This window comes from Rathayibacter sp. AY1A7 (genome assembly GCF_002930845.1).
GTDB lineage: Bacteria > Actinomycetota > Actinomycetes > Actinomycetales > Microbacteriaceae > Rathayibacter.
In genome coordinates this window covers 165577-188561 of record NZ_PSTL01000001.1, presented here as the reverse complement: position 1 = coordinate 188561, position 22985 = coordinate 165577, and the positions used below count along the sequence as shown (strand labels likewise).

Genomic DNA, 22985 nt, shown 5'->3' with positions numbered 1-22985 from the left:
GCCGGCGCATTCGCCCCGATCCAGGAGAAGCATGTCCTCGCGCGCTCGTCCCACCCTCCCCCGCGTCACCCTCGGCCTCGCCGGAGCCGGCGCCCTGGCGCTGATCCTCACGGGCTGCGTGCCGAACACCCCCGCGTCCTCCTCCTCCGCCGCGCTCGACGTCGCGATCAGGGACGACGCCTGCGAGGTGTCGACGGCGACCGCCGAGGCGGGAGCGGTGACGTTCTCACTGACCAACGGCGGCTCGGACGTCAACGAGTTCGAGATCCTGGCCGAGGACAAGCTGCGGATCGTGGGCGAGAAGGAGAACGTGACCCCGGGCCAGAGCGTCTCCTACGTCGCTCAGCTCGAGCCGGGCACCTACTACACCGCCTGCAAGTTCCAGCAGGTCGGCGCCCCGGTCGGGCTGAGCGAGTTCACCGTGACCGGTGAGGCCACCGCGCAGTCGGCGGACGAGAAGGCGGCGACGGAGGCGGCGGTCACCAACTACGTGGCGTACGTGAAGTCGCAGGTGGGCGAGCTGCTCCCCGCGGTCGCCGAGTTCGCGCAGGCCTACGAGGCCGGCGACGACGAGAAGGCGCGCGGCCTCTTCGCGTCGACCCGCGTCTTCTACGAGCGGATCGAGCCGACCGCGGAGGCGTTCGGCGACCTCGACCCGCGCATCGACTACCGCGAGGTCGACGCGGTCGCCGAGGGCCTGGACTGGACCGGCTTCCACCGCATCGAGAAGGACCTGTGGGCCCCCGCGGAGGGTGCCCTCAACTCCGACGGCACGAGCGCGCTCCTCGACTGGGCGCCCTCCACCCCCGAGCAGCGCGCCCAGTTCGGCCAGGGCCTCGTCGACGACGTGCAGAGCCTGGCCGACCTCGTGAACGCGCCCGGCTTCACCGTGTCGGTGGGCGACATCTCGAACGGCGCCATCGGCCTGCTCGACGAGGTCGCGGCCGGCAAGATCACGGGCGAGGAGGACTGGTGGTCGAGCACCGACCTCACCGACTTCGCCGCGAACGTCCAGGGCGCGGAGGTGGCGTTCGGCAACGTCGAGCCGATCGCGACCGCCAGCGGCGACGAGGGCGCCGACCTCACCGGACGGATCACGCAGCGGTTCTCCGAGCTCGACGCTCTGCTCGCGCAGTACGGCTCGATCGACTCCGGCTTCGCCGCGTACTCCACTCTCACCGCGGAGCAGAAGAAGGAGCTCTCGGACGCGGTCAACGCTCTCTCCGAGCCGCTCTCGCAGCTGACCCACACGGTGCTGGGCGTCGAGGAGCCGACCGCATAGTGGACGCCGAGCAGCACGAGGGAGCCCGGCCGACGGAGTCCGAGCAGCCCGCCGACGAACCCCGCCGCCTCTCGCGGCGCGGGCTGCTCGGCCTCGTCTCGGCGGGGACGGCCGGGCTGGCCGCCGGAGTGGGCGGCACGGTGGCCGTCACATCGTCCGCGAGCGCGACGGCCTCCTCCGCCCCGCGCGCCGTGCCGTTCTTCGGCGCGAACCAGGCGGGCATCACCACCGCCGCGCAGGACCGGCTGCACTTCGCCGCGTTCGACCTCGCCGCGGGCACCACGCGCGAGGACCTCGTCGAGCTCCTGAAGGACTGGACGCTCGCCGCCTCCCGGATGACCCAGGGCTTCGAGGTCGGCGAGAACGGCGCGGTGGACGGGCCGGACACGGCTCCCCCGGAGGACACCGGGGAGGCGCTCGGGCTCGACGCCGCGTCGCTCACCGTCACGGTCGGCTTCGGACCCACCCTCTTCACGGACGAGTCCGGCACCGACCGCTTCGGCCTCGCCGACCGCCGGCCTCCGCAGCTGCAGGCACTGCCCCGCTTCCGCGGCGACGCGCTCGTCCCCTCGGCCGGCGGCGGGGACCTCTGCATCCAGGCCTGCGCCGACGATCCGCAGGTCGCCGTGCACGCCATCCGCAACCTGAGCCGGATCGCGTTCGGCCGGGCCTCGCTCCGCTGGTCGCAGCTCGGCTTCGGCCGCACCTCCTCGACGTCCACCGCCCAGGCGACTCCGCGCAACCTCTTCGGCTTCAAGGACGGCACGGCGAACGTGAAGTCCGAGGAGGCCGACGCCGTAGAGGAGCACGTCTGGGTCCCGTCCTCCGACGGCCCCGCGTGGATGGTCGGCGGCAGCTACCTGGTCGCGCGGAAGATCCGGATGATCATCGAGACGTGGGACCGCAGCCAGCTGGGCGAGCAGGAGCGGGTCATCGGCCGCAGCAAGGGGTCCGGAGCCCCGCTCTCGGGCGGCACGGAGTCCACCGAGCCCGACTTCGCAGCGGCCGGCGCCACAGGTGCCCCGCTGATCGATCAGGAGTCGCACGTGCGCCTCGCGCATCCGAGCGTGAACAACGGGGTGCGGCTCCTGCGCCGCGGCTACAACTTCGTCGACGGCAACGACGAGCTGGGACGCCTGAACGCGGGGCTGTTCTTCCTCTCGTTCCAGCGCTCCCCGGAGCAGTTCGTCACCGTGCAGCGGAACCTCGCGACGGACGCGCTGAACGAGTACGTGAAGCACATCGGCTCGGCCGTGTTCGCGGTGCCGCCCGGTGCCCGCGACGAGACCGACTTCCTCGGCTCCGGCCTCTTCGCCTGATCCCTGAGAGGACCCGCACTCCGTCCCAGGATCCGGCGGGCGCACTCCACGGCGCGCCGAAGCCTCCGCCCGTAGCGTCGTCGGCGATGTCCGGGAACAGTGCGAGAAGCGGCCTGACCAAGCGCGAGCGCCAGGAGCTCGCCCGAGCGCAGGCGCGGGAGCGCCGCGAAGCCGAGAGGCGCCGGCGGCGCCGGAACCGGCTGCTCGGGCAGGGCGGAGCGGTCGTCGGGCTCCTCGCGGTCGTGGCCCTGGTCTGCTGGAACGTCTGGTCGCAGCAGGAGGTCGCGAGCGCCGGCCCGGCGAACATGCTCAGCGACGGCATCGTCCTCGCGGGCGACGGCTCGGCCGTGACGGCGACGACGAGCGCGGCGATCGCTCCGGGAGCATCCCCCGTCCCGACCGACGAGAGCGCCACACGGGCAGGCGGAGTCGTCGCCGTCGACCTCTACGTCGACTACCTCTGCCCGTACTGCGGGCAGTTCGAGAAGGCAAACGCCGAGCAGCTGCAGTCGTGGCTGACGAAGGGGGCGATCACGCTCGAGATCCATCCGGTGGCGATCCTCGACTCCTCCTCGGCCGGCTCCGAGTACTCCAGCCGGGCCGCGAACGCCGCGGCGTGCGTCGCCGACGAGGATCCGGACCGCTTCCTCGCCGTGAACGCGGCGCTCTTCGCGCAGCAGCCGGCGGAGGGGACGACGGGCCTCGACGACGACGCTCTGCGGGCGCTGGTGACCGGAGCGGGCGTCACCGACGACGACGTCCTCGCCTGCATGACCGCGGGCGAGTTCCGGCCCTGGGTGAAGGCCGCGACGGAGCGGGCCACCTCGCTCCCCCTCGCGAACTCCTCCCTTCCGAAGCTCGAGTCGACGCCGACCGTGCTGGTGAACGGCGAGCAGTACACGGGGAAGCCGGACGACGCGGCGGCGTTCGTCTCCTTCGTCACCTCGACGCTCGAGGCGGAGTCCGCGACCCCCTCTCCCTCTCCGAGTCCGGCGGGCTGATCCGGACCGCGAGGGACGGGATCGGCGCTGCACGCTGCAACACCGGGCGGAGACGACGAGACCGGCCGGAGCATCGCTCCGGCCGGTCTCGTCGTGGGCGGGCGCCGAGGCGCCCGGGGCTCAGCCCTGCTTCTTGAGGCGGCTCGTCATGCGCGCGCGGGCGTTCGCATCGAGCTCCACCTTGCGGATGCGGACGACCTCGGGGGTGACCTCGACGCACTCGTCCTCGCGGGCGAACTCGAGGCACTCCTCGAGCGTCAGCTGACGCGACGGCGTCATCGACTCGAAGGTGTCGGAGGTGGACTGACGCATGTTGGTCAGCTTCTTCTCCTTGGTGATGTTGACGTCCATGTCGTCGTTGCGCGAGTTCTCGCCGATCACCATGCCCTCGTAGACCTCCTCGGTGGGGTTCACGAAGAAGGTCATCCGCTCCTGGAGCGCGATGATGGCGAACGGGGTGACGACGCCGTTGCGGTCCGCGACGATCGACCCGTTGTTGCGGGTGACGATCGCGCCGGCCCACGGCTCGTAGCCGTGCAGGATCGCGTTCGCGATGCCGGTGCCGCGCGTGGTGGTGAGGAACTCGGTGCGGAAGCCGATCAGGCCGCGCGACGGAACGATGAACTCCATGCGGACCCAGCCGGTGCCGTGGTTCGACATGCCGTCCATGCGGCCCTTGCGGGCGGCGAGGAGCTGCGTGATCGCACCGAGGTACTCCTCCGGGGCGTCGATCGTGAGGTGCTCGAAGGGCTCGTGCGTCTTGCCGTCGACCTGGCGGGTGACCACCTGGGGCTTGCCGACGGTCAGCTCGTAGCCCTCGCGGCGCATCTGCTCGACGAGGATGGCCAGCGCGAGCTCGCCGCGGCCCTGGACCTCCCACGAGTCGGGGCGTCCGATGTCGACGATCTTGAGCGACACGTTTCCGATGAGCTCGCGGTCGAGGCGGTCCTTGACCATGCGCGCCGTGAGCTTGTGGCCCTTCACCTTGCCGACGAGCGGCGAGGTGTTGGTGCCGATCGTCATCGAGATCGCCGGGTCGTCGACCGTGATGGCCGGCAGCGGGCGGATGTCCTCGGGGTCGGCGATGGTCTCGCCGATGGTGATCTCGGGGAAGCCCGCGATCGCGACGATGTCGCCGGGGCCCGCGGACTCGGCCGGGTAGCGGTCGAGCGCCTTCGTGATCAGCAGCTCGGTGATGCGCGCGTTGGTGTGGGTGCCGTCGTGGTGGACCCAGGCGACCGTCTGCCCCTTCTTGATCGTGCCGTTGAAGACGCGGAGGAGGGCGAGGCGGCCGAGGAACGGCGACGCGTCGAGGTTGGTGACGTGGGCCTGGAGGGGCGCGTCGTCGTCGTAGGTCGGCGCGGGGATGTGCTTGAGGATCGCCTCGAACAGCGGCTCCAGGTCCTCGGCGTCCGGCAGCGTGCCGTCCTCGGGCTTGTTCGCCGAGGCGCGGCCGGCCTTGCCGGAGGCGTAGACCACGGGGACGTCGAGGATCGCGTCGAGGTCGAGGTCCGGCACGTCGTCGGCCATGTCGGAGGCGAGGCCGAGGAGCAGGTCCTGGCTCTCGGCGACGACCTCGTCGATGCGCGCGTCGGGGCGGTCGGTCTTGTTGACCAGGAGGATGACGGGGAGCTTCGCCTCGAGCGCCTTGCGCAGCACGAAGCGGGTCTGGGGCAGCGGGCCCTCGGACGCGTCGACGAGGAGGCAGACGCCGTCGACCATCGACAGGCCGCGCTCGACCTCGCCGCCGAAGTCGGCGTGGCCCGGGGTGTCGATGACGTTGATGGTGATGGGACCGTCGCTCGCGTGCTTGCCGCTGTACGAGACAGCGGTGTTCTTCGCGAGGATCGTGATGCCCTTCTCGCGCTCGAGCTCGTTGGAGTCCATCGCGCGCTCGTCCACGTGGGCGTGCGCGTCGAAGGAGTTCGTCTGCTTGAGCATGGCGTCGACCAGCGTGGTCTTGCCATGGTCGACGTGGGCGACGATCGCGACGTTGCGCAGGTCGGAGCGGGTGGCACTTGCCATGGATACGGACTCGTCTCGTGTTCTCGTGCAAAAGGGGGACCATCCATCGTACCGCAGCGAGGCGTCCGCACGGCGAAGGGCCCCGGATCCCCGCTCCGGAGGGCTCCGAGGAGCGCTCCAGGCGGGGCCGGGGCCCAGGTGACGGTCGGTCAGACCGCGAACTCGATGCCGGCGCCGGGGATGGCGTCGAGCAGCTCGCGGGTGTACTCCTGCTGCGGCGAGTCGAACACGGTGTCCGTCGGGGCGTGCTCGACGATCCTGCCCTTCTGCATCACGCAGACGTCGTCGGCGATCACGCGGACCACCGCCAGGTCGTGCGTGATGAACAGGTAGGTCAGCCCGAGCTCGGCCTGCAGGTCGGCGAGGAGGCGGAGGATCTGCGCCTGGACGAGGACGTCCAGAGCCGACACGGCCTCGTCGAGCACCACGATCTCCGGCTTCAGCGCGAGCGCGCGGGCGATCGCCACGCGCTGGCGCTGGCCGCCGGAGAGCTCGTTCGGGTACCGACTAGCGATCACGCGCGGGAGGGACACCTGGTCGAGCAGCTCGAGGACGCGCTCGCGCTGCGACGTCCGGTCGCCGACCTTGTGCACTCGCAGCGGCTCCGAGATGGTGTTGCCGATGTTGTGCAGCGGGTCGAGCGAGCCGTACGGGTCCTGGAACACCGGCTGCATGGAGCGCCGGAGCGCCAGCATGTCGCGGCCCTTGAGCTTCTCGGTCCGGCGACCGGCGATCGAGATCGCTCCGGACGTCGCCGTCTCGAGGCCCAGCACCAGGCGGGCGATCGTCGACTTGCCCGATCCGGACTCGCCCACGAGCGCCGTGGTGGTGCCCTTCGGGATCGAGAACGACACGTTGTCGACGGCGGTGAAGTCCTCGGCCTTCAGGCCGCCGCGGCGGATCTTGAAGACCTTCGTGAGGCCGTCGACCTCGATCATCGGGGCGCCCGAGGCGACCGCGCCGGCGTGGTGCGCGGCGCCCGCGCCGACCAGGTCGACCTCGCGCACGGCCTCCGACTCGCCGGAGACCGACTCCACGGCCCGGCCGGCCGTCGACTGGATGCGGCGCGACGCGAGGCTGGGCGCCGCCGCGATCAGGCGCTGCGTGTAGGGGTGCTGCGGGTTCTGCAGCACCTCCACCGAGGCGCCGGACTCGACGATGCGGCCCTTGTACATGACGATGAGCTTCTCGGCGCGCTCGGCGGCGAGGCCCAGGTCGTGCGTGATGAAGAGCAGCGCGGTGCCGTCGGTCTTCGTCAGAGTCTCGAGGTGGTCGAGGATCCGGCGCTGGACCGTGACGTCGAGCGCCGAGGTGGGCTCGTCGGCGATCAGCAGCTGGGGAGCCGCGGCCAGGCCGATGCCGATCAGCACGCGCTGGCGCATGCCGCCCGAGAACTGGTGCGGGAACTGCTTGAGGCGCTTCTCCGCGTCGGCGAGGCCCGCGTTCTGCAGGACCTCGATCGCCTTGGCGCGCACCTCCTTGCGACCGGTCGCGAGGCCGTTGGCCTTGATGGTCTCCTCGACCTGGAAGCCGACCGACCACACGGGGTTCAGGTTCGACATCGGGTCCTGCGGGACGTAGCCGATCCGGCGGCCGCGGATGTCCTCGAGCTCGGTCCTCGTCGCCTTCGCGAGGTCCTTGCCGTCGAACAGCACGGAGCCGGCGGTGACCTGGCCGGTGCCGGGGAGCAGGCCGATGATCGCCGCGGCGGTCGTCGACTTGCCGGAGCCCGACTCCCCCACGATCGCGACGGTCTGGCCGTGCTCGATCGTGAGGCTCACGCCGCGGAGGGCGGGGACCAGTCCGCTGCCGGTCTGGAAGCCGACCTCGAGGTCGGTGACCTCGAGCAGCGGCCCGTGCGGTGCGTTCGGTGTCGTGGCGGTCATCGGAGGGCCCTCGCCTTCGGGTCGAGCGCGTCGCGGAGCGATTCGCCGAGGAGGATGAAGCTCAGCACCGTGACCGTCAGGGCGATCGACGGGTAGATCAGCGTCTGCGGATTGGTGCGCAGATCGCGCTGGGCCTGGCTGATGTCGTTGCCCCACGACATGACCGAGCCGGGCAGGCCGACGCCGAGGAACGACAGCGTCGCCTCCGCGGTGATGGCCGCGCCGAGCGAGATCGTCGTGACGACGATGACGGGAGCGATCGAGTTCGGCAACACGTGCCGGAACAGGATCGCCATGCGGGAGAGGCCGGTCGCGGTGGCGGCGCCGACGAAGTCGGCCTGCTTCACGCGGAGGACCTCGGAGCGCAGGACGCGCGCCGTCGTCGGCCAGGCGAACGCGCCGATCGCCAGGGCGATGACGAACACGTTCCGGTAGGCCGAGAAGACGGACATGATGACGACCGCGGCGAGGATGTAGGGGATCGAGAAGAAGATGTCGCCGAGGCGCATGATCACGGTGTCGACCCAGCCGCCGAAGAAGCCGGCCAGAGCGCCGCCGATGACGCCGGAGACCGTCGTGATCACGATCACGATGAGGCCGACGGTCAGCGACGTGGACGTGCCGTGGATGATCCGCGAGAAGACGTCGCACCCCTGCTTGGTGTAGCCGAGCAGGCTGCCGTCGCCGGGGCCCTGGTTGCTGAACGAGAGCGCGCACTGGCGGGGGTCCACCGAGGTGAACAGGCCCGGGAACAGCGCGACGGCGATGATGACGAGGATCAGGACGCCCGAGATCCAGAACATGGGCCGCTTGCGCAGGTCGCGCCACGCGTCGGTCCAGAGGTTGCTGGGCTTCTCGTCGAGGCTGACGGCGTCGACCGACGCGATCGGCGTCTCCTCGATCGGGGCCACGAAGTGGTCGATGCGGCGGGCCTTCTGCGCGCCGCCGGTGGACTCATTTGGCATAGCGGATCCTCGGGTCGAGTACGGCGTAGAGCAGGTCGACGAGGATGTTCACCACGAGGTAGAACAGCACCATGACCGTGACGAAGGAGACGACGGTCGGCCGCTCACCTCGGATGATCGCCTGATAGAGCGTGTTCCCGACTCCGGGAACGTTGAAGATGCCCTCGGTCACGGTCGCGCCGACGATCAGGAGGCCGAAGTCGGCTCCGAACTGCGTCGTGACCGGGATGAGCGAGTTGCGCAGGACGTGCACGGGGATGACGCGGCGTCGCGAGAGCCCCTTGCTGTACGCGGTGCGGACGAAGTCCGAGCCGGCCGTCTCGATGACCGAGCCGCGCGTGAGGCGGATGGCCGAGGCGACCACGAAGAGGGCGAGCACGATCGCGGGCAGCAGCAGCCTCTGGAACGACGCGTCGGCTCCGACGGTCGGAGGGAACCATCCCAGCTGGATCGCGAAGAAGGACTGCGCGATGAAGCAGAGCACGAAGATCGGCACCGACACGAGCAGGAGGCTGACGACCAGCGCGCTCGCGTCGAAGAAGCTGCCCTTGCGCAGACCGCTGATGAGACCGATGGTCAGCGCGACGACGATCTCGATGACGATCGCCATCATGGCGAGCGTCAGGGTGACCGGGAAGGTGCGGGCGAGGATCTCGTTGACGGACTGGCCGGAGAACGAGATGCCGAAGTCGCCGCGGACGACGCCTCCCAGGTAGTACAGGTACTGGACGAAGAAGGGCTCGTTCAGGTGGTACTGCTCCTCGAGGCGGGCGAGGAGTGCGGGGCTCGGCGTCTTGTCGCCGAAGAGCGACAGGAGCGGGTTCCCCGGCATGGAGAAGACCATGAAGTAGATGAGGAACGTGGTGCCGATGAGCACGGGGACGGCTTGCAGGATGCGTCGGACGATGTAGGCGAGCATGTCAGCCCAGCCGGTTCCGGAGTCGCATGGATGGGGACCTCATTCGATTGTGACCGAAACAGGGCGCTCCGCCCGTGCCGTGACCTGGTGGCCGACGGCACGGGCGAAGCGCCCCAGTGGTTCGAGCTTAGTTCTTGGTGATCTCGTAGTAGAGCGGCACCGAGTTCCAGCCGAACTCGACGTTCGACACGCCCTCGCCGTAGCCGCCGGTCACGTTCGCGTACCACAGGGGCAGCGACGGGAGGTCCTTCAGGAGGATCTCCTGGGCCTGCTGGAACGTCTTGTTCGCAGCGTCGGCGTCGGCGTCCGACAGGCCCTGCTGGAGCAGGGTGTCGAACTCGGGGTTCGAGTAGTCGCCGTCGTTGGACGAGGCGCCGGTCACGTAGAGCGGTCCGAGGAAGTTGTAGAGGCTCGGGTAGTCGGCCTGCCATCCGGTGCGGAACGCGGTCTCGATCGAGCGGTCGACGATCTTGGTGCGCGCCTCGGCGAAGGTCGGGTACGCGTCGCCCTCGGCGTCGATGCCCAGCGTGTTCTTGATCGAGTTGGTCACCGCGTCGACCCAGCCCTGGTGGCCGCCGTCGGCGTTGTAGGCGATCTTGAAGGTGCCGTCCCAGGGGCTGATCGCGTCGGCCTGAGCCCACAGCGCCTTGGCCTCGTCGGGGTTGTACTCGAGCACGTCGGCGCCGGAGAGGGCGTCGCTGTAGCCGTCGATCACCGGGGAGGTGAAGTCGGAGGCCGGGGTGCGGGTGCCCTCGAAGATCACGTCGGTGATCTCCTTGCGGTCGAAGGACATCGAGATCGCCTGGCGGCGGAGCTGGCCCTCCTCGCCGTCGAAGTGCGGGAGACGGCCCGGGATGGTGAAGGACTGGAACACGGCCGAGGGCTGGTTCACGGCGCGGTCGCCGAGGTCGCTCTCGAAGGTGCCGAAGGCGGAGTCCGGGATCTGGTCGATCACGTCGACGTTGCCGCCGAGGAGGTCGGCGTAGGAGGCGTCCTGGGTGGCGTAGAAGACGATTTTCAGGCCGCCGTTCTGGGCCTCGCGGGGGCCGGTGTACTCGTCGTTCTTGACGAGCTCGATCTGGACGTCGTGCTGCCACGCGTCGTCGCCGTCGAGCTTGTACGGGCCGTTGCCGATCGGGTTCTCACCGAAGGCGGCCATGTCGTCGAACGCGGCGGCGGGCAGCGGGTAGTACGCCGAGTAGCCGAGGCTGATCGGGAAGTCCGACTGCGGGGACTTGAGCGCGACGGTGAAGGTGGTGTCGTCCACGGCCTTGAGGCCGGTGAGCTCGCTGTCCTCGGTGTCGCTGAAGCCCTCGAAGTTCGAGAAGAACGACGCGCTGAGCTGGTTGTTCGACAGCTTGGCGCCGTAGTTCCAGGCGTCGATGAACGAGCTGGAGGTGACCGGGTCGCCGTTCGTGAAGGTCAGGCCCGACTTGATTGTGATCGTGTAGTTCTGCGCGTCGTCCGACTCGATGGACTCGGCGACGTCGTTCTCGGGGGCGCCCTTGGCGTCGTAGTAGACCAGGCCCGCGAAGATCTCGTCGAGGATCTTGCCGCCGCCCACCTCGTTGGTGTTCGTCGGGATCAGCGGGTTCTGCGGCTCGGAGCCGTTCGTGGAGATGATCGCGGCGGCGTCGCCTCCCGATGCACCTCCGCCCGAGTCGTTCGAGCTGCTGCAGCCGGCCAGGACCAGCGTGCTCGCGGCGACGAGCGCCAGAGCCCCGAATCCGTAACGTCTGATGTTCACTATTCCTCCAGTGATGTGGGGGCGCGCGAGAAGTGGTTTCCCTGACGCGTGGAGTGCCGTGCGCGTGGCGACGGCGGCGGCGCACGAGACTGGTGGCCGTCGCGCGGATGCCTTCAACGAGACTATGTATTCGCCCGCTATCTGCACAAAAGCGTGTGGCAACCGTTACACAGCGGTAACCGGGAGGTGGAATCCTTGCGCTGTTCTGCACGAAACGTGCGTACCGGGCGGCCGTCGCGCAACACATCGACTTCAGAGGAGACGCACGGAGTGTCCACCGACCTGTCAGGATCCGCGCCCGGACGGCGCCGGATCCGCATCGAGATCCTGCTGGTCCTCGGGCTCTCGCTGGGCGCCTCCGCGGTCTACTCGGTGGTCTCCATCGCCAACCGGCTCACCCGCTCGACCGCACTGGCCGACCAGACCGCGACGATCAACGGCGCCCTCAGCGACCGCCCGGGCTTCGACCTCGTCTACCAGCTGCTCGCGCTCTTCTTCGACCTGGTGCCGGTGGCCCTCTGCGCGTTCCTGCTCTGGCAGAGCTCGGGCCGTCCGCTCGGGCGCCTGGGGCTCGACCTGCGCCGGCCGTTCGCGGACCTGGGGACCGGGACCGTCCTCGCGGTGGCGATCGGCGCGCCGGGCATCGCGCTGTACGCCGTCGGACGCGCGCTGGGCATCACCGTGGCGGTGGTGGCCTCGCCGCTGGACGCGTACTGGTGGACGGTGCCGGTGCTCGTGCTCTCCGCGATCCGGGCGGGAGTGCAGGAGGAGGTCGTCGTGATCGGGTACCTCTTCGCCCGCCTGGGCGATCTGGGCTGGGGGCGGTGGCGGATCCTGGTGACCAGTGCGCTGCTCCGGGGCAGCTACCACCTTTACCAGGGCATCGGGCCCTTCATCGGGAACGTGGTCATGGGCCTGGTGTTCGGACTGTTCTACCAGCGCTTCGGCCGCACCCTGCCCCTGGTGATCGCCCACTCGATCATCGACATCGTCTCGTTCGTCGGGTACCCGCTGGCCGTCGCCCTCTGGCCCGAGCTGTTCGCGCCGTCGGCTCCGCGGACGTGACGTCGGACCGATCGCATCCGAGGAGCCGCAGGACCGCGCCGCGCTCGACGGCGGCTCTCAGGAGCCGCGGCGTGACGCCCGCACGGTGGAGCTGCTCGCTCGTCGCGACTCCGTCGAGCCCTGCCGGCACCTCCACCACGCGTTCCCCACGGTCGGGCTCCCTCGTGCACCGGAGTCGCCGTGCGCCGTTCCCCCCGGATCGGGAGGACTGCGCCCCACTCCGCGCCTGTGCGGGACCGACGGTGTCCGCAGCCGAGGGTGGGAGATGACAGGACGGGCTCGAGGCTCCGTTCCTGCTCTCTCACCCTCGGTTGCGGACGAGCGCGTGCGGGCGGATCAGGCGAAGGCCTCGATGGGCGGGCAGGCGCAGACGAGGTTGCGGTCGCCGTAGGCCTGGTCGATCCGGCGGACCGGCGGCCAGTACTTGCCGCGCACCAGCGAGCGGACCGGGTAGACGGCCTCCTCGCGGCTGTACGGGTGCGTCCACTCCTCGGCCGTCAGGCACTCGGCGGTGTGCGGGGCGCCGCGCAGCGGGTTGTCGTCCACCGGCCACTCCCCCGCGCCGACGCGGTCGGCCTCGGCCCGGATCCCGATCATCGCGTCGATGAAGCGGTCGATCTCGGCGAGGTCCTCGCTCTCCGTCGGCTCGACCATCAGGGTCCCGGCGACGGGGAAGCTCATGGTCGGCGCGTGGAAGCCGTAGTCGACGAGGCGCTTGGCGACGTCGTCCACGGTCACTCCGGTCGCCGCCGTCAGCGGGCGGATGTCGAGGATGCACTCGTGGGCGACGAGCCCGTTGTCCCCCGTGTAGAGCACCGGGTAGTGCTCGCGGAGGCGCGCGGCGACGTAGTTGGCCGAGAGGACGGCCGCCCCGGTCGCGGCCCGCAGGCCCTCCTCGCCCATCATCCGGGCGTACGCCCACGAGATCGGCAGGATGCCGGGGCTGCCGTAGGGAGCTGCCGACACCGGTGCGCCGCCGTGGACGATCCGCTCGCCCTGCGTGCCCACGCCGTGCTCGAGCCGCTGCGCGAGCGGGTGGCCGGGCAGGAACGGCGCGAGGTGCGCCTTCGCGGCGACGGGACCGACGCCGGGACCGCCTCCGCCGTGCGGGATGCAGAACGTCTTGTGCAGGTTGAGGTGCGAGACGTCGCCGCCGAAGTCTCCGAAGCGGGCGAAGCCCAGAAGCGCGTTGAGGTTCGCGCCGTCCACGTACACCTGTCCGCCGGCCTCGTGGACGAGGCGGCAGATCTCGGCGACCTCGTGCTCGTAGACGCCGTGGGTCGACGGGTAGGTGATCATCAGCGCGGCGAGGGAGCCCGCGTGCTCGGCGATCTTCATCCGGAGGTCGTCCAGGTCGACGTTGCCGAGCTCGTCGCAGGCCACGACGACGACGCGCATGCCGGCGAGGACCGCGCTCGCGGCGTTGGTGCCGTGGGCGCTCGAGGGGATCAGGCAGACCGTGCGGTCCTCGTCGCCGTTCGACCGGTGCCAGCCGCGGATCGCCAGCAGGCCCGCGAGCTCGCCCTGCGAGCCGGCGTTGGGCTGGAGCGACACGGAGTCGTAGCCCGTGAGGTGGGCGAGCCACCCCTCCAGCTGGTCGATCAGCGCCAGCGAGCCCTGCACGTCCGCCTCGGGGGCGAACGGGTGCAGGCCCGCGAACTCGGGCCAGCTGACCGCCTCCATCTCGGTGGCAGCGTTCAGCTTCATGGTGCAGGAGCCGAGCGGGATCATGCCGCGGTCCAGCGCGTAGTCCGAGTCGGCGAGGCGCTTGAGGTAGCGCATCATCGAGGTCTCGCTGTGGTGGCTGCTGAAGACCGGGTGCACGAGGAAGGGCGTGCGGCGGTCGAGCTCGGCGGGGATGCTCCGCGCGGAGCCGCCGAGGAAGCCGAACGACGAGTCCAGCTGCCCGACGGCGGTCGCGACGGCGATCACCTCGAGGTCGGTGACCGTCTCGTCGATCGACACCGAGACCGTGTCGGCGTCGACCAGGCGCACGTCGAAGCCGGCCTGGCGGGCGCGGGCGACCGCCGCCTCCGCGCCGCCGGGCACGACGACCGAGACGGTGTCGAAGAAGTCGGCGTGCCGGAGGGAGTGGCCCCGGTCGAGGAGGAGGCGCGCGAGGAGCGCGGCCCGGCCGTGCACGCGCTCGGCGATCGCGGCGAGCCCGTCCGGCCCGTGGTAGACCGCGTACATCGCCGCCATGACGGCCAGGAGGACCTGCGCGGTGCAGATGTTCGAGGTCGCCTTCTCGCGGCGGATGTGCTGCTCGCGGGCCTGGAGCGACAGGCGGTAGGCGGGGTGGCCGTCCGCGTCCTGGCTGACGCCGACGAGACGGCCGGGCAGCTGGCGCTCGAGTCCCTTGCGGACGGCGAGGTAGCCGGCGTGCGGTCCTCCGAAGCCCAGCGGGACGCCGAAGCGCTGCGTGGTGCCGACCGCGACGTCCGCGCCGAGCTCGCCCGGCGAGCGCACCAGGGTCAGCGCGAGCAGGTCGGCGGCGACGACGGCCAGGCCTCCGTGGGCCTTCACCGCGGCGAGCACCGCCGACGGATCCCAGAGGTGCCCGGACGCGCCGGGGTACTGCACGAGTGCGCCGAAGCACTCCGGCACCTCCTCCGCGGCGGTGCGCGAGAGCGGGAGCTCGACGATGCGGATGCCGACGGCCTCCGCGCGGCCGCGCAGCAGCGCGAGGGTCTGCGGGAGAGCGTCGGAGTCGACGACGAAGACGTCGGTGCGCGCCTTCGAGGCGCGGCGCGCGAGCAGCATGGCCTCGACGACGGCCGTGCCCTCGTCGAGCATCGACGCGCCGGCCGTGTCGAGGCCGGTGAGGTCGGAGACCATCGTCTGGAAGTTGATCAGCGCCTCCAGGCGCCCCTGCGAGATCTCGGGCTGGTACGGCGTGTAGGCCGTGTACCAGCTGGGGTTCTCGAGCACGTTGCGCTTGATCACCGCGGGGGTGTGCGTGCCGTAGTAGCCGAGGCCGATCATCGGCCGACGCACCGTGTTCCTCGCGGCGAGGGCGCGCAGCTCGGCGAGCGCCTCCGTCTCGGTGGCCGGAGCGGGCAGCACTTGCGGGAGGTCGCGGACGTGGATCGACTCGGGGACGGCGGCGGTGACGAGCTCCTCCACGGAGTCGTAGCCGAGAGCCGCGAGCATGGTGCGCTGCGCGTCGGCGTCGGTCCCGATGTGGCGGGACTCGAAGGCGCCGGGGGTCCTGGTGGCCGCCATCTACTCGCCGACCAGCTCGGTGTAGGCGGCCGAGTCGAGGAGGCCGTCGGGCAGGGCGTCGAAGCGGACCCGGATCAGCCACCCCTCGCCGAACGGGTCGGAGTTGACGAGCTCGGGGCTGTCGACGACGGCCGTGTTGGCCTCGAGGACCTCGCCGTCGACGGGGGCGAACAGCTCGCCCACCGACTTGGTCGACTCGATCTCGCCGACGACGCTGCCGCCCTCGACGCGGGCTCCCGCCTCGGGGAGCTCGACGAAGACGACGTCGCCCAGCTTGTCCGCGGCGTAGGCGGTGATGCCGACGGTCGCGACCTCTCCGTCGACCCGGATCCACTCGTGGTCGGAGGTGTACTGCAGCTCGGTGGGCACGGCCATGTCAATTCTTCTTTCTCGAGTAGAAGGGGAGCTCGGTGACGGTCATCGGGAGGCGCGTGCCGCGGATGTCGACGGCGAGCGCCGTCCCGGGCTGCGCGGAGGAGGGGGCGACGTAGGCCATCGCGATCGGGACGCCCAGGGTCGGCGAGAGGACGCCGCTGGTGACCACTCCGACCTCGTCGTCGCCGGAGAGGACGGTGTAGTCGGCACGGGCGGCGCGGCGGCCCTCGCCGACGAGCCCGACGAGCACGGGAGCGTCTCCGGAGGGACCCTCCTCGCTGGCCGCGCGGCCGACGAAGTCGATCGGCTTCCCGAAGGCGACGACGCGGCCGAGGCCGGCCTGTGCGGGGAAGGCGTCGCGGGAGAGTTCGTGGCCGTAGAGCGGCATGCCCGCCTCGAGGCGGAGGGTATCGCGGGCGGCGAGGCCGGCGGGGACGAGGCCCGCTCCGGCGCCGGTCTCGGCGAGAGCCTGCCAGAGCGTGGGAGCGGAGTCGGGCGAGACGTAGATCTCGAAGCCGTCCTCGCCCGTGTACCCGGTGCGCGCGATCAGGATCGGGTGCGCCTCGAAGGTCGCGGGCACGGCGCGGTAGTAGCGCAGCTCCGCGAGCAGGCGGGCGGCGTCGTCCGTGTCGAGCACCGACTCCGCTCCCCGCTCGGTCTCGACGGCGAGGCCCTGGACGTTCTGCAGGATCTCGAGCGAGCGCGGGCCCTGCAGCGCGATGAGGGCGACGTCGTCGCTCTCGTCGAACAGCTCGCACTCGAACATCGCGGTGCGGTCGCGGAGCGTCTCGACGACGATGTGCCGGTTGGCCGCGTTCGCGACGACCATGAAGCGGTCCTCGCCCGTGCGGTAGACGACGAGGTCGTCGATCACGCCGCCCGTGCGCTCCAGGAGAAGGGTGTACTTCGCGCGGCCGGTGGCGACGGCCGAGATGTCGCTCGCCAGCGCGTAGTCGAGGGCGTCGACCGCCTCGGTGCCGACGACGAGGATCTCGGCCATGTGCGAGAGGTCGAAGAGGCCGGCGGCGGTGCGCACTGCGTGGTGCTCGGCGAGATCGCCGGAGTAGCGGACCGGCATCTGCCACCCGGCGAAGTCGGTGAAGGACGCGCCGGCGGCGACGTGCACCTCGTGCAGGGGCGAGTAGCGGGCTTCGGGGCTGGTCGTCGGGGTCTCGGACATGAGTTCTCCATTTCGTCGCAGTGCTGGACTCGCGCCGCGTTCGCGGCAGAGCACAGCAGTGCCGTGGGAACTCCCCCTCTGTCGTGGAGCCTGAGAGATTCGCGCCGCCCCGAGGGGTCGAGCGCTTTCACCATGGGCGGATCCGAGCGGATCGCTTTCCAGAGTGGCCAGTTCGACGCGGTACAAGACCTGAGAGATTGGCGGGGAGGCTTGCTCCTTCGGTGCCGACCGGAGTCGGCTCTCCCGCGTCGCGTATTGCGGCCCGGTATTCGGTTGTGCGGTCAGCCTAGCGGGCGGGGCGGGCCCTTAGCGGCGTGTCGCTTCTCCCGCTAGGTGTTCAGGTGTTGGTGACACTAAGGTGATCCCAGCACTTACAGTCGGTGCGACTCTTAGTAGGGACATCGGATGCCGGACGTGCAGCTCGCCGTGTCGACGGTGATCTTCGCCCTGCGGCCGCACCCGGAGACCCGAGCGAGCACCGTCTGGATCCCCGTCGTCCGGCGCATCCGCGAGCCGTTCGAGGGACTCTGGGCACTGCCCGGCGGACCGCTGCATCCGGACGAGGACCTCGCCGAGTCGGCCCGCCGCACTCTCCGCGAGACCACGGGCCTGGCTCCGCGCTACCTCGAGCAGCTCTACGCCGTCGGCGGCACCGACCGCTCCCCCGGCGAGGACCGCGTCGTGTCGATCGTCTACTGGGCGCTCGTGCGCTCCGCCGAGGCCGACGAGGCCATCGTGGGAGAGAACGTCGCCTGGCTCTGCACCGATCTGCCGCTCGAGCTCGCCTTCGACCACGGACTGATCGTCGACTACGCCCTCTGGCGCCTGCGCAACAAGATGGAGTACTCCCGCATCGCGCAGGCCTTCCTCGGCGGCGCCTTCACCCTGTCCCAGCTGCGGGAGGTCCACGAGGCCGTCCTGCAGAAGCCCCTCGACCCGGCCAACTTCCGCCGGACGATCGAGAGCTCCGGCACCGTGGTGCCCACCGGGGAGCGCCTGACGGGCACCCGCCACCGTCCCCCGCGCCTCTACCGCTACGACGAGTCGGCGGCGCTCGTCGACAACGGCCCGCTGCCCGTCTGAGCGCGCCGCCCGACTCCCCCACCCGCCTCACGAGGAGAACACCGTGACATCCGTCGACAGCACCATCCGGCTCATCGAGGGCGGCTCCGCGCCCGGCGCCACCTGCGCGCCCGAGCTCGCGGAGGCCCCCTGGTCGTTCGACCTCGGCCTGCCCGCCTACGGGCCCGGCGCCTCCCAGGCCGACCCGATCCCGGCCGACGCCCCGGTCCAGGGACGTCTGCCGGAGGAGTACACGACGGCGAGCGCCGACGAGCTGCACCACCGCATCCTCGCGGCGAAGGAGACGCTCGGCGAGCGGGTCGTCGTGCTCGGGCACTTCTACCAGCGGGACGAGGTGGTGCAGTACGCCGACTACGTGGGCGACTCGTTCCAGCTGGCGAAGGCGGCGACGAGCCGGCCCGACGCCGAGGCCATCGTCTTCTGCGGCGTGCACTTCATGGCGGAGACGGCCGACATCCTCTCCGGACCGGAGCAGGCCGTGATCCTCCCGAACCTGGCGGCCGGCTGCTCGATGGCGGACATGGCCGACATCGACTCCGTCGAGGACGCCTGGGCCGAGCTCACCGAGCTCTACGGCACCGAGCCGGACGCCGACGGCCGCGTGCCGCTCGTCCCGGTCACGTACATGAACTCCTCCGCCGCGCTGAAGGCGTTCTGCGGCCGAAACGGAGGCGTGGTCTGCACCTCTTCGAACGCGGCGACCGTGCTCGAGGACGCGTTCGCGCGCGGGCAGCGGGTGCTGTTCTTCCCCGACCAGCACCTCGGCCGCAACACCGCCAAGGCGATGGGCGTGCCGCTGGAGCGGATGCCGATGTGGAACCCGCGGAAGCCGCAGGGCGGCTCCGACACCGCGACGCTCCTGGACGCGCAGGTGATCCTCTGGCACGGCTTCTGCTCGGTGCACAAGCGCTTCACGACGGCCCAGATCGCGAAGGCGCGCGCCGAGCACCCGGGCGTGCGCGTGATCGTGCACCCGGAGTGCCCGATGGCGGTCGTCGACGCGGCCGACGAGTACGGCTCGACCGACTACATCGTGAAGGCGATCCAGGCGGCACCCGCGGGATCGACCTTCGCGATCGGCACCGAGATCAACCTGGTGCAGCGCCTCGCCGTCCAGTACCCGCAGCACACGATCTTCTGCCTCGACGACGTGGTCTGCCCCTGCTCGACCATGTACCGCATCCACCCCGGCTACCTCGCCTGGGTGCTGGAGGGACTGGTCGCGGGGACGGTGCTCAACCGGATCGAGGTCGCGGAGTCGGTGCAGGCCGAGGCGCGCATCGCCCTCGAGCGGATGCTCGCGGCCGTTCCGCCCGCCGGGCCGGCGGCGGTCTGACATGGCGCGGGTCGTCGTCGTCGGCAGCGGCATCGCCGGGCTGGTCGCCGCGCTGACGGCGCAGCGCCGCCACGAGGTGCTGCTCGTCACCAAGGGCGCGCTGGCGGAGTCGTCGACGCGCGCCGCGCAGGGCGGGATCGCCGCGGTCACGGCGCCGGGCGACTCCGTGGCGCTGCACGTGGAGGACACGCTCACCGCCGGTGCGGGCCTCGCCGTGCGCTCGGCGGTCGAGGTGCTCTGCGCCGAGGGGCCGGAGGCGGTCGCGGTGCTGCAGGAGTGGGGCGTCGGCTTCGACCGCGAGGGCGGCGAGCTGGCGCGGGGACTCGAGGGCGCCCACTCGCGTCCGCGGATCCTGCACGCCGGCGGCGACGCGACGGGCGCCGCGATCGAGGCCGCTCTCGTGGCGGCGGTGCGGGCCTCGTCGGTCGAGGTGCGCGAGCACGCCGCCCTGGTCGACCTGGTGCGGGAGGGCGGCTCGGTCACGGGCGCCGACGTCCTGCACGACGGCGTGCTCGAGCGCCTGGCGGCCGACGCGGTCGTGCTGGCCACCGGAGGCGCCGGGCAGCTCTACCGGCACACCACCAATCCGTCCGTCGCGACCGGGGACGGGCTCGCCGCCGCCCTGCGGGCGGGAGCGGAGACGGCGGACCTGGAGTTCTACCAGTTCCACCCGACCACGCTCGCGCTGCCGGGCGGCTTCCTCGTCTCGGAGGCGGTGCGCGGCGAGGGCGCGGTGCTGCGCGACGCCGCGGGCGAGCGGTTCCTGGCAGGGGTGCACCCCGAGGCCGAGCTGGCGCCGCGCGACGTCGTGGCGCGCGCGATCGCGGAGCGGATGCGGCTGCAGGGCGGACTGCCCGTGCACCTGGACGCCCGGGCGATCGCCCCCGAGGTGCTGGCGAAGAGGTTCCCGACGATCTCGGCGGCCTGCCGCGAGAACGGGCTCTCGCTCGCCGACGACCTGCTGCCCGTGACTCCGGCCGCGCACTACTGGATGGGCGGGATCGCGACCGACCTGGACGGGCGCACCAGCCTCCCCGGGCTGCTCGCGGTCGGCGAGGTCGCCCGCACCGGCGTCCACGGCGCGAACCGCCTCGCCTCCAACAGCCTGCTCGAGGGCGTCGTGTTCGCGCGCCGCGCGGCGCTCGCCCTCGACTCCCTCCCGTGGAGCGGGGGCCCGGTCGCCCCTCCCCGGGCCGTCGTCCCGATGACGCTCGACCGCACCGCTCTCCAGGACGCGATGTGGGCGGGAGCCGGCCTCTCCCGGGACGCGGCGGGGCTCACAGCGGCGCGCGGCGCGCTCGTCGCCTCCGCCTCGCCCGCTCCGCTCGGACAGAGGACGCTCGAGGACGCGAACCTGCTGACCTGCGCCCTCGCTCTCATCGACGCCGCGCTCGCGCGCACGCACTCCGTCGGCGCCCACCACCGCATCGACTCCCCCGACCCCGCGACGGCGAGCGCCGCCGCCCCCACCAGAGAGGCGGCCCTTCCGTGCTGACCCGCCAGAGCATCGACCGCGTCGTCACCCTCGCCCTCGAGGAGGACGCGCCCTGGGGCGACCTGACCTCCGACACCCTCCTCCCCGCGGACGCCACCGCGAGCGCCGCCCTCGTGGCCCGCGAGCCCGGCGTCCTCAGCGGCGGCGCCGTCCTCGTCGGCACGATGCGGCAGGTCGACTCCCGGATCCGCTGCTCGGTGCTCGTGGAGGACGGCGCGGTCTTCGATGCCGGGCAGACCCTCGCCCGGATCGAGGGCCCCGCGGGCGGCGTGCTCCGCGGCGAGCGGGTCGCGCTCAACCTCGTGCAGCGGATGAGCGGCATCGCCACCCTGACGGCGCAGTACGTCGCCGCGGTGGAGGGGACGCGCGCCCGCATCGTCGACACCCGCAAGACCACGCCGGGCCTGCGCGCGCTCGAGAGGCACGCCGTCCGCAGCGGTGGCGGCCGCAACCACCGCTTCTCGCTCTCGGACGCGGTGCTGGCGAAGGACAACCACCTCGCGGTGCTCGCCGCGCGCGGGATCGACCTGACCGCGGCCCTGCGGGCCGCGCGCGCCTCGATCCCGCACACGGCGCACCTCGAGGTCGAGGTCGACCGGCTCGACCAGATCGAGCCCGCGCTGGCGGGAGGCGCGGACACGATCATGCTCGACAACTTCACCCCCGAGCTGCTCCGCCAGGGCGTCGCCCTCATCGGCGGGCGGGCCGTGGTCGAGGCGAGCGGCGGCGTCGACCTCACGACCGTGCGCGCGATCGCGGAGGCGGGAGTCGACGTGATCTCCGTCGGCGCGCTCACCCACAGCGTCCGCTCGCTCGACCTCGGCCTGGACATCGCGGTCGAGTGATCTACCTCGACCACGCCGCGACCTCGCCCGTGCGCCGCGAGGTGCTGGAGGCCATGTGGCCGTTCCTCACCGCCGAGTACGGCAATCCGTCGAGCAGCCACTCGCTCGGCGACGCCGCGGCGCGCGCGCTGGAGGCGGCGCGCGCTCACGTGGCCCGCTTCCTCGGCGGCCGCGCCTCAGAGACGCTCTTCACCTCCGGCGGCACGGAGTCGATCAACACGGCGGTCAAGGGCCTCGCGCTGGGATCGCCGCGCGGACGGCACCTGGTGATCTCGGCGCTCGAGCACGAGGCGACCGTCGAGTCGGCCGACCACCTCCGGCGCCTGCACGGCTTCGAGGTGTCGACGGCCCCCGTCGACGCGACCGGCCTGCTCGACCTCGACGCGCTCGCCGCGCTGGTCCGGCCGGACACCGCACTGGTCTCGGTGCTCGCGGCGAGCAACGAGATCGGGACGGTGCAGGACGTTCCGGCGATAGCGGCGCTCTGCCGATCGCGGGGCGTGCCGCTGCACGTGGACGCCGTCCAGGCCGCCGGCTGGCTGGACGTCGCGGGCTGGGGCGCCGACGCGGTCTCGGTCTCGGGGCACAAGCTCGGGGCGCCGAAGGGCGTGGGGGCGCTGCTGCTGCGCAGCCGGCTCCCGTTCGAGCCCCTGCTGCACGGCGGCGGCCAGGAGCGGGAGCGGCGCTCGGGCACCGAGAACGTGGCCTTCGCGGTCGCGCTCGGCACCGCGGTGCGCCTGCTCGATCCGGACCGCGCGGCGCGGGTCGGAGCGGTCCGGGACGCGTTCGCCGAGCGGGTCGCGGCCTTGGCGCCCCGGGCCGTGCCGCTGGGCTCCGCGGCGCACCGGCTCCCCTCGATCGCCGCGTACGCCGTCCCCGGGCGCAGCGGCGAGTCGACGCTCCTCGAGCTGGAGGAGCGCGGCGTCGTCGTCTCGAGCGGCTCGGCGTGCGCCGCCGGGCGCGACGAGCCCTCGCCCGCGCTGCTGGCCCTCGGCCTCGATTCCGACGTCGCCCGGACCGCCGTGCGGTTCAGCTTCGGCGAGGGCGCCACGCTCGAGGAGGCCGAGGCCGCGTCCTCCGCGCTCTCCGCGGTCCTCGCCTGAGACCTCTCGCAGCGGATCCCCGTCGATCGGGAATGTCCGGGGCGTCCGCCGCTGTTCTCCCTCCCTACCCCGCATCCGCGCCCGCGAGTCGAGCCGTCGATGCGCCCCTCACACCGATCCCCCTCACGACCGGA

The 22985-nt window shown here is 71.6% G+C and carries 17 protein-coding genes and 1 riboswitch; of the genes, 9 read left to right on the top strand and 8 right to left on the bottom strand.

Annotation, left to right across the window (positions count from 1 at the left end):
• Window positions 1-31 precede the first annotated feature (31 nt).
• From efeO to C5B95_RS00780, 3 genes are all read left to right on the top strand, one after another.
• Window positions 32-1282: an iron uptake system protein EfeO gene (gene efeO, locus C5B95_RS00790; RefSeq protein WP_104335114.1), complete on the top strand. Its 1251-nt coding sequence runs from the start codon at window positions 32-34 to the stop codon at window positions 1280-1282.
• On the top strand, window positions 1282-2601 hold the full coding sequence (gene efeB / locus C5B95_RS00785; RefSeq protein ID WP_104348265.1) for an iron uptake transporter deferrochelatase/peroxidase subunit: 1320 nt from the start codon (window positions 1282-1284) through the stop codon (window positions 2599-2601). The genes efeO and efeB overlap by 1 nt, the downstream gene beginning before the upstream one ends.
• Before the next feature lie 86 nt (window positions 2602-2687).
• Complete coding sequence (locus C5B95_RS00780) at window positions 2688-3602, top strand: thioredoxin domain-containing protein (RefSeq protein ID WP_104348264.1); 915 nt, start codon at window positions 2688-2690, stop codon at window positions 3600-3602.
• 120 nt (window positions 3603-3722) lie between these two features.
• Here C5B95_RS00780 and typA read toward each other — a convergent pair whose 3' ends face one another.
• From typA to C5B95_RS00755, 5 genes are all read right to left on the bottom strand, one after another.
• Window positions 3723-5627: a translational GTPase TypA gene (gene typA / locus C5B95_RS00775; RefSeq protein WP_104222978.1), complete on the bottom strand. Its 1905-nt coding sequence runs from the start codon at window positions 5625-5627 to the stop codon at window positions 3723-3725.
• Between the two features lie 149 nt (window positions 5628-5776).
• Entirely contained in the window at window positions 5777-7513 is a 1737-nt protein-coding gene (locus C5B95_RS00770; RefSeq protein ID WP_104260189.1) for an ABC transporter ATP-binding protein, read from the bottom strand.
• Window positions 7510-8478 carry an ABC transporter permease gene (locus C5B95_RS00765; RefSeq protein ID WP_104348263.1) on the bottom strand — a complete coding sequence of 323 codons (969 nt, stop codon included), beginning with the start codon at window positions 8476-8478 and terminating at the stop codon, window positions 7510-7512. Before C5B95_RS00765 ends, C5B95_RS00770 begins: the two co-directional genes overlap by 4 nt.
• Complete coding sequence (locus C5B95_RS00760) at window positions 8468-9397, bottom strand: ABC transporter permease (RefSeq protein WP_104222975.1); 930 nt, start codon at window positions 9395-9397, stop codon at window positions 8468-8470. The genes C5B95_RS00765 and C5B95_RS00760 overlap by 11 nt, the downstream gene beginning before the upstream one ends.
• 127 nt (window positions 9398-9524) lie before the next feature.
• Entirely contained in the window at window positions 9525-11144 is a 1620-nt protein-coding gene (locus C5B95_RS00755) for an ABC transporter substrate-binding protein (RefSeq protein ID WP_104222974.1), read from the bottom strand.
• A gap of 270 nt (window positions 11145-11414) precedes the next feature.
• On the opposite strand from C5B95_RS00755, the gene C5B95_RS00750 reads away from it, so the two are divergent.
• A complete protein-coding gene (locus C5B95_RS00750; RefSeq protein WP_258059724.1) occupies window positions 11415-12209 on the top strand; it encodes a CPBP family intramembrane glutamic endopeptidase in 795 nt (264 codons plus the stop codon).
• A gap of 336 nt (window positions 12210-12545) precedes the next feature.
• Here C5B95_RS00750 and gcvP read toward each other — a convergent pair whose 3' ends face one another.
• The 3 genes from gcvP to gcvT are packed head-to-tail and all read right to left on the bottom strand — an operon-like array spanning window position 12546 to window position 16989.
• Entirely contained in the window at window positions 12546-15434 is a 2889-nt protein-coding gene (gcvP, locus tag C5B95_RS00745; RefSeq protein ID WP_104348262.1) for an aminomethyl-transferring glycine dehydrogenase, read from the bottom strand.
• Window positions 15435-15809 (bottom strand): glycine cleavage system protein GcvH, encoded by a 375-nt coding sequence (gene gcvH / locus C5B95_RS00740; RefSeq protein ID WP_104237541.1) that lies wholly within the window; start codon window positions 15807-15809, stop codon window positions 15435-15437.
• Between the two features lies 1 nt (window position 15810).
• Window positions 15811-16989: a glycine cleavage system aminomethyltransferase GcvT gene (gene gcvT / locus C5B95_RS00735; protein WP_104348261.1), complete on the bottom strand. Its 1179-nt coding sequence runs from the start codon at window positions 16987-16989 to the stop codon at window positions 15811-15813.
• A gap of 168 nt (window positions 16990-17157) precedes the next feature.
• Window positions 17158-17245: riboswitch (glycine riboswitch) on the bottom strand.
• A 149-nt stretch (window positions 17246-17394) separates the two neighbouring features.
• Here gcvT and C5B95_RS00730 point away from each other — a divergent pair.
• The 5 genes from C5B95_RS00730 to C5B95_RS00710 are packed head-to-tail and all read left to right on the top strand — an operon-like array spanning window position 17395 to window position 22851.
• The gene (locus tag C5B95_RS00730; protein WP_104348260.1) at window positions 17395-18072 is read left to right on the top strand and encodes an NUDIX domain-containing protein; all 678 of its coding nucleotides are present in this window, start codon (window positions 17395-17397) and stop codon (window positions 18070-18072) included.
• 43 nt (window positions 18073-18115) lie between these two features.
• Window positions 18116-19408 carry a quinolinate synthase NadA gene (nadA, locus tag C5B95_RS00725; RefSeq protein WP_104222968.1) on the top strand — a complete coding sequence of 431 codons (1293 nt, stop codon included), beginning with the start codon at window positions 18116-18118 and terminating at the stop codon, window positions 19406-19408.
• Between the two features lies 1 nt (window position 19409).
• On the top strand, window positions 19410-20903 hold the full coding sequence (gene nadB, locus C5B95_RS00720; protein ID WP_104348259.1) for an L-aspartate oxidase: 1494 nt from the start codon (window positions 19410-19412) through the stop codon (window positions 20901-20903).
• Window positions 20897-21748, top strand: a complete 852-nt coding sequence (nadC, locus tag C5B95_RS00715; RefSeq protein ID WP_104348258.1) for a carboxylating nicotinate-nucleotide diphosphorylase — start codon at window positions 20897-20899, stop codon at window positions 21746-21748. The genes nadB and nadC overlap by 7 nt, the downstream gene beginning before the upstream one ends.
• Window positions 21745-22851, top strand: coding sequence for a cysteine desulfurase family protein (locus C5B95_RS00710; protein ID WP_104348257.1), 1107 nt, complete (start codon window positions 21745-21747; stop codon window positions 22849-22851). Before nadC ends, C5B95_RS00710 begins: the two co-directional genes overlap by 4 nt.
• The last annotated feature ends 134 nt before the right edge of the window (window positions 22852-22985 follow it).

Bases quoted from the DNA above. Each gene is read 5' to 3' on its own strand.
- efeO (WP_104335114.1), top strand. From the start codon at position 32: ATGTCCTCGCGCGCTCGTCCCACCCTCCCCCGCGTCACCCTCGGCCTC.
- C5B95_RS00780 (WP_104348264.1), top strand. From the start codon at position 2,688: ATGTCCGGGAACAGTGCGAGAAGCGGCCTGACCAAGCGCGAGCGCCAG.
- typA (WP_104222978.1), bottom strand. From the start codon at position 5,627: ATGGCAAGTGCCACCCGCTCCGACCTGCGCAACGTCGCGATCGTCGCC.
- C5B95_RS00770 (WP_104260189.1), bottom strand. From the start codon at position 7,513: ATGACCGCCACGACACCGAACGCACCGCACGGGCCGCTGCTCGAGGTC.
- C5B95_RS00765 (WP_104348263.1), bottom strand. From the start codon at position 8,478: ATGCCAAATGAGTCCACCGGCGGCGCGCAGAAGGCCCGCCGCATCGAC.
- C5B95_RS00760 (WP_104222975.1), bottom strand. From the start codon at position 9,397: ATGCTCGCCTACATCGTCCGACGCATCCTGCAAGCCGTCCCCGTGCTC.
- gcvP (WP_104348262.1), bottom strand. From the start codon at position 15,434: ATGGCGGCCACCAGGACCCCCGGCGCCTTCGAGTCCCGCCACATCGGG.
- gcvH (WP_104237541.1), bottom strand. From the start codon at position 15,809: ATGGCCGTGCCCACCGAGCTGCAGTACACCTCCGACCACGAGTGGATC.
- gcvT (WP_104348261.1), bottom strand. From the start codon at position 16,989: ATGTCCGAGACCCCGACGACCAGCCCCGAAGCCCGCTACTCGCCCCTG.
- C5B95_RS00730 (WP_104348260.1), top strand. From the start codon at position 17,395: ATGCCGGACGTGCAGCTCGCCGTGTCGACGGTGATCTTCGCCCTGCGG.
- nadB (WP_104348259.1), top strand. From the start codon at position 19,410: ATGGCGCGGGTCGTCGTCGTCGGCAGCGGCATCGCCGGGCTGGTCGCC.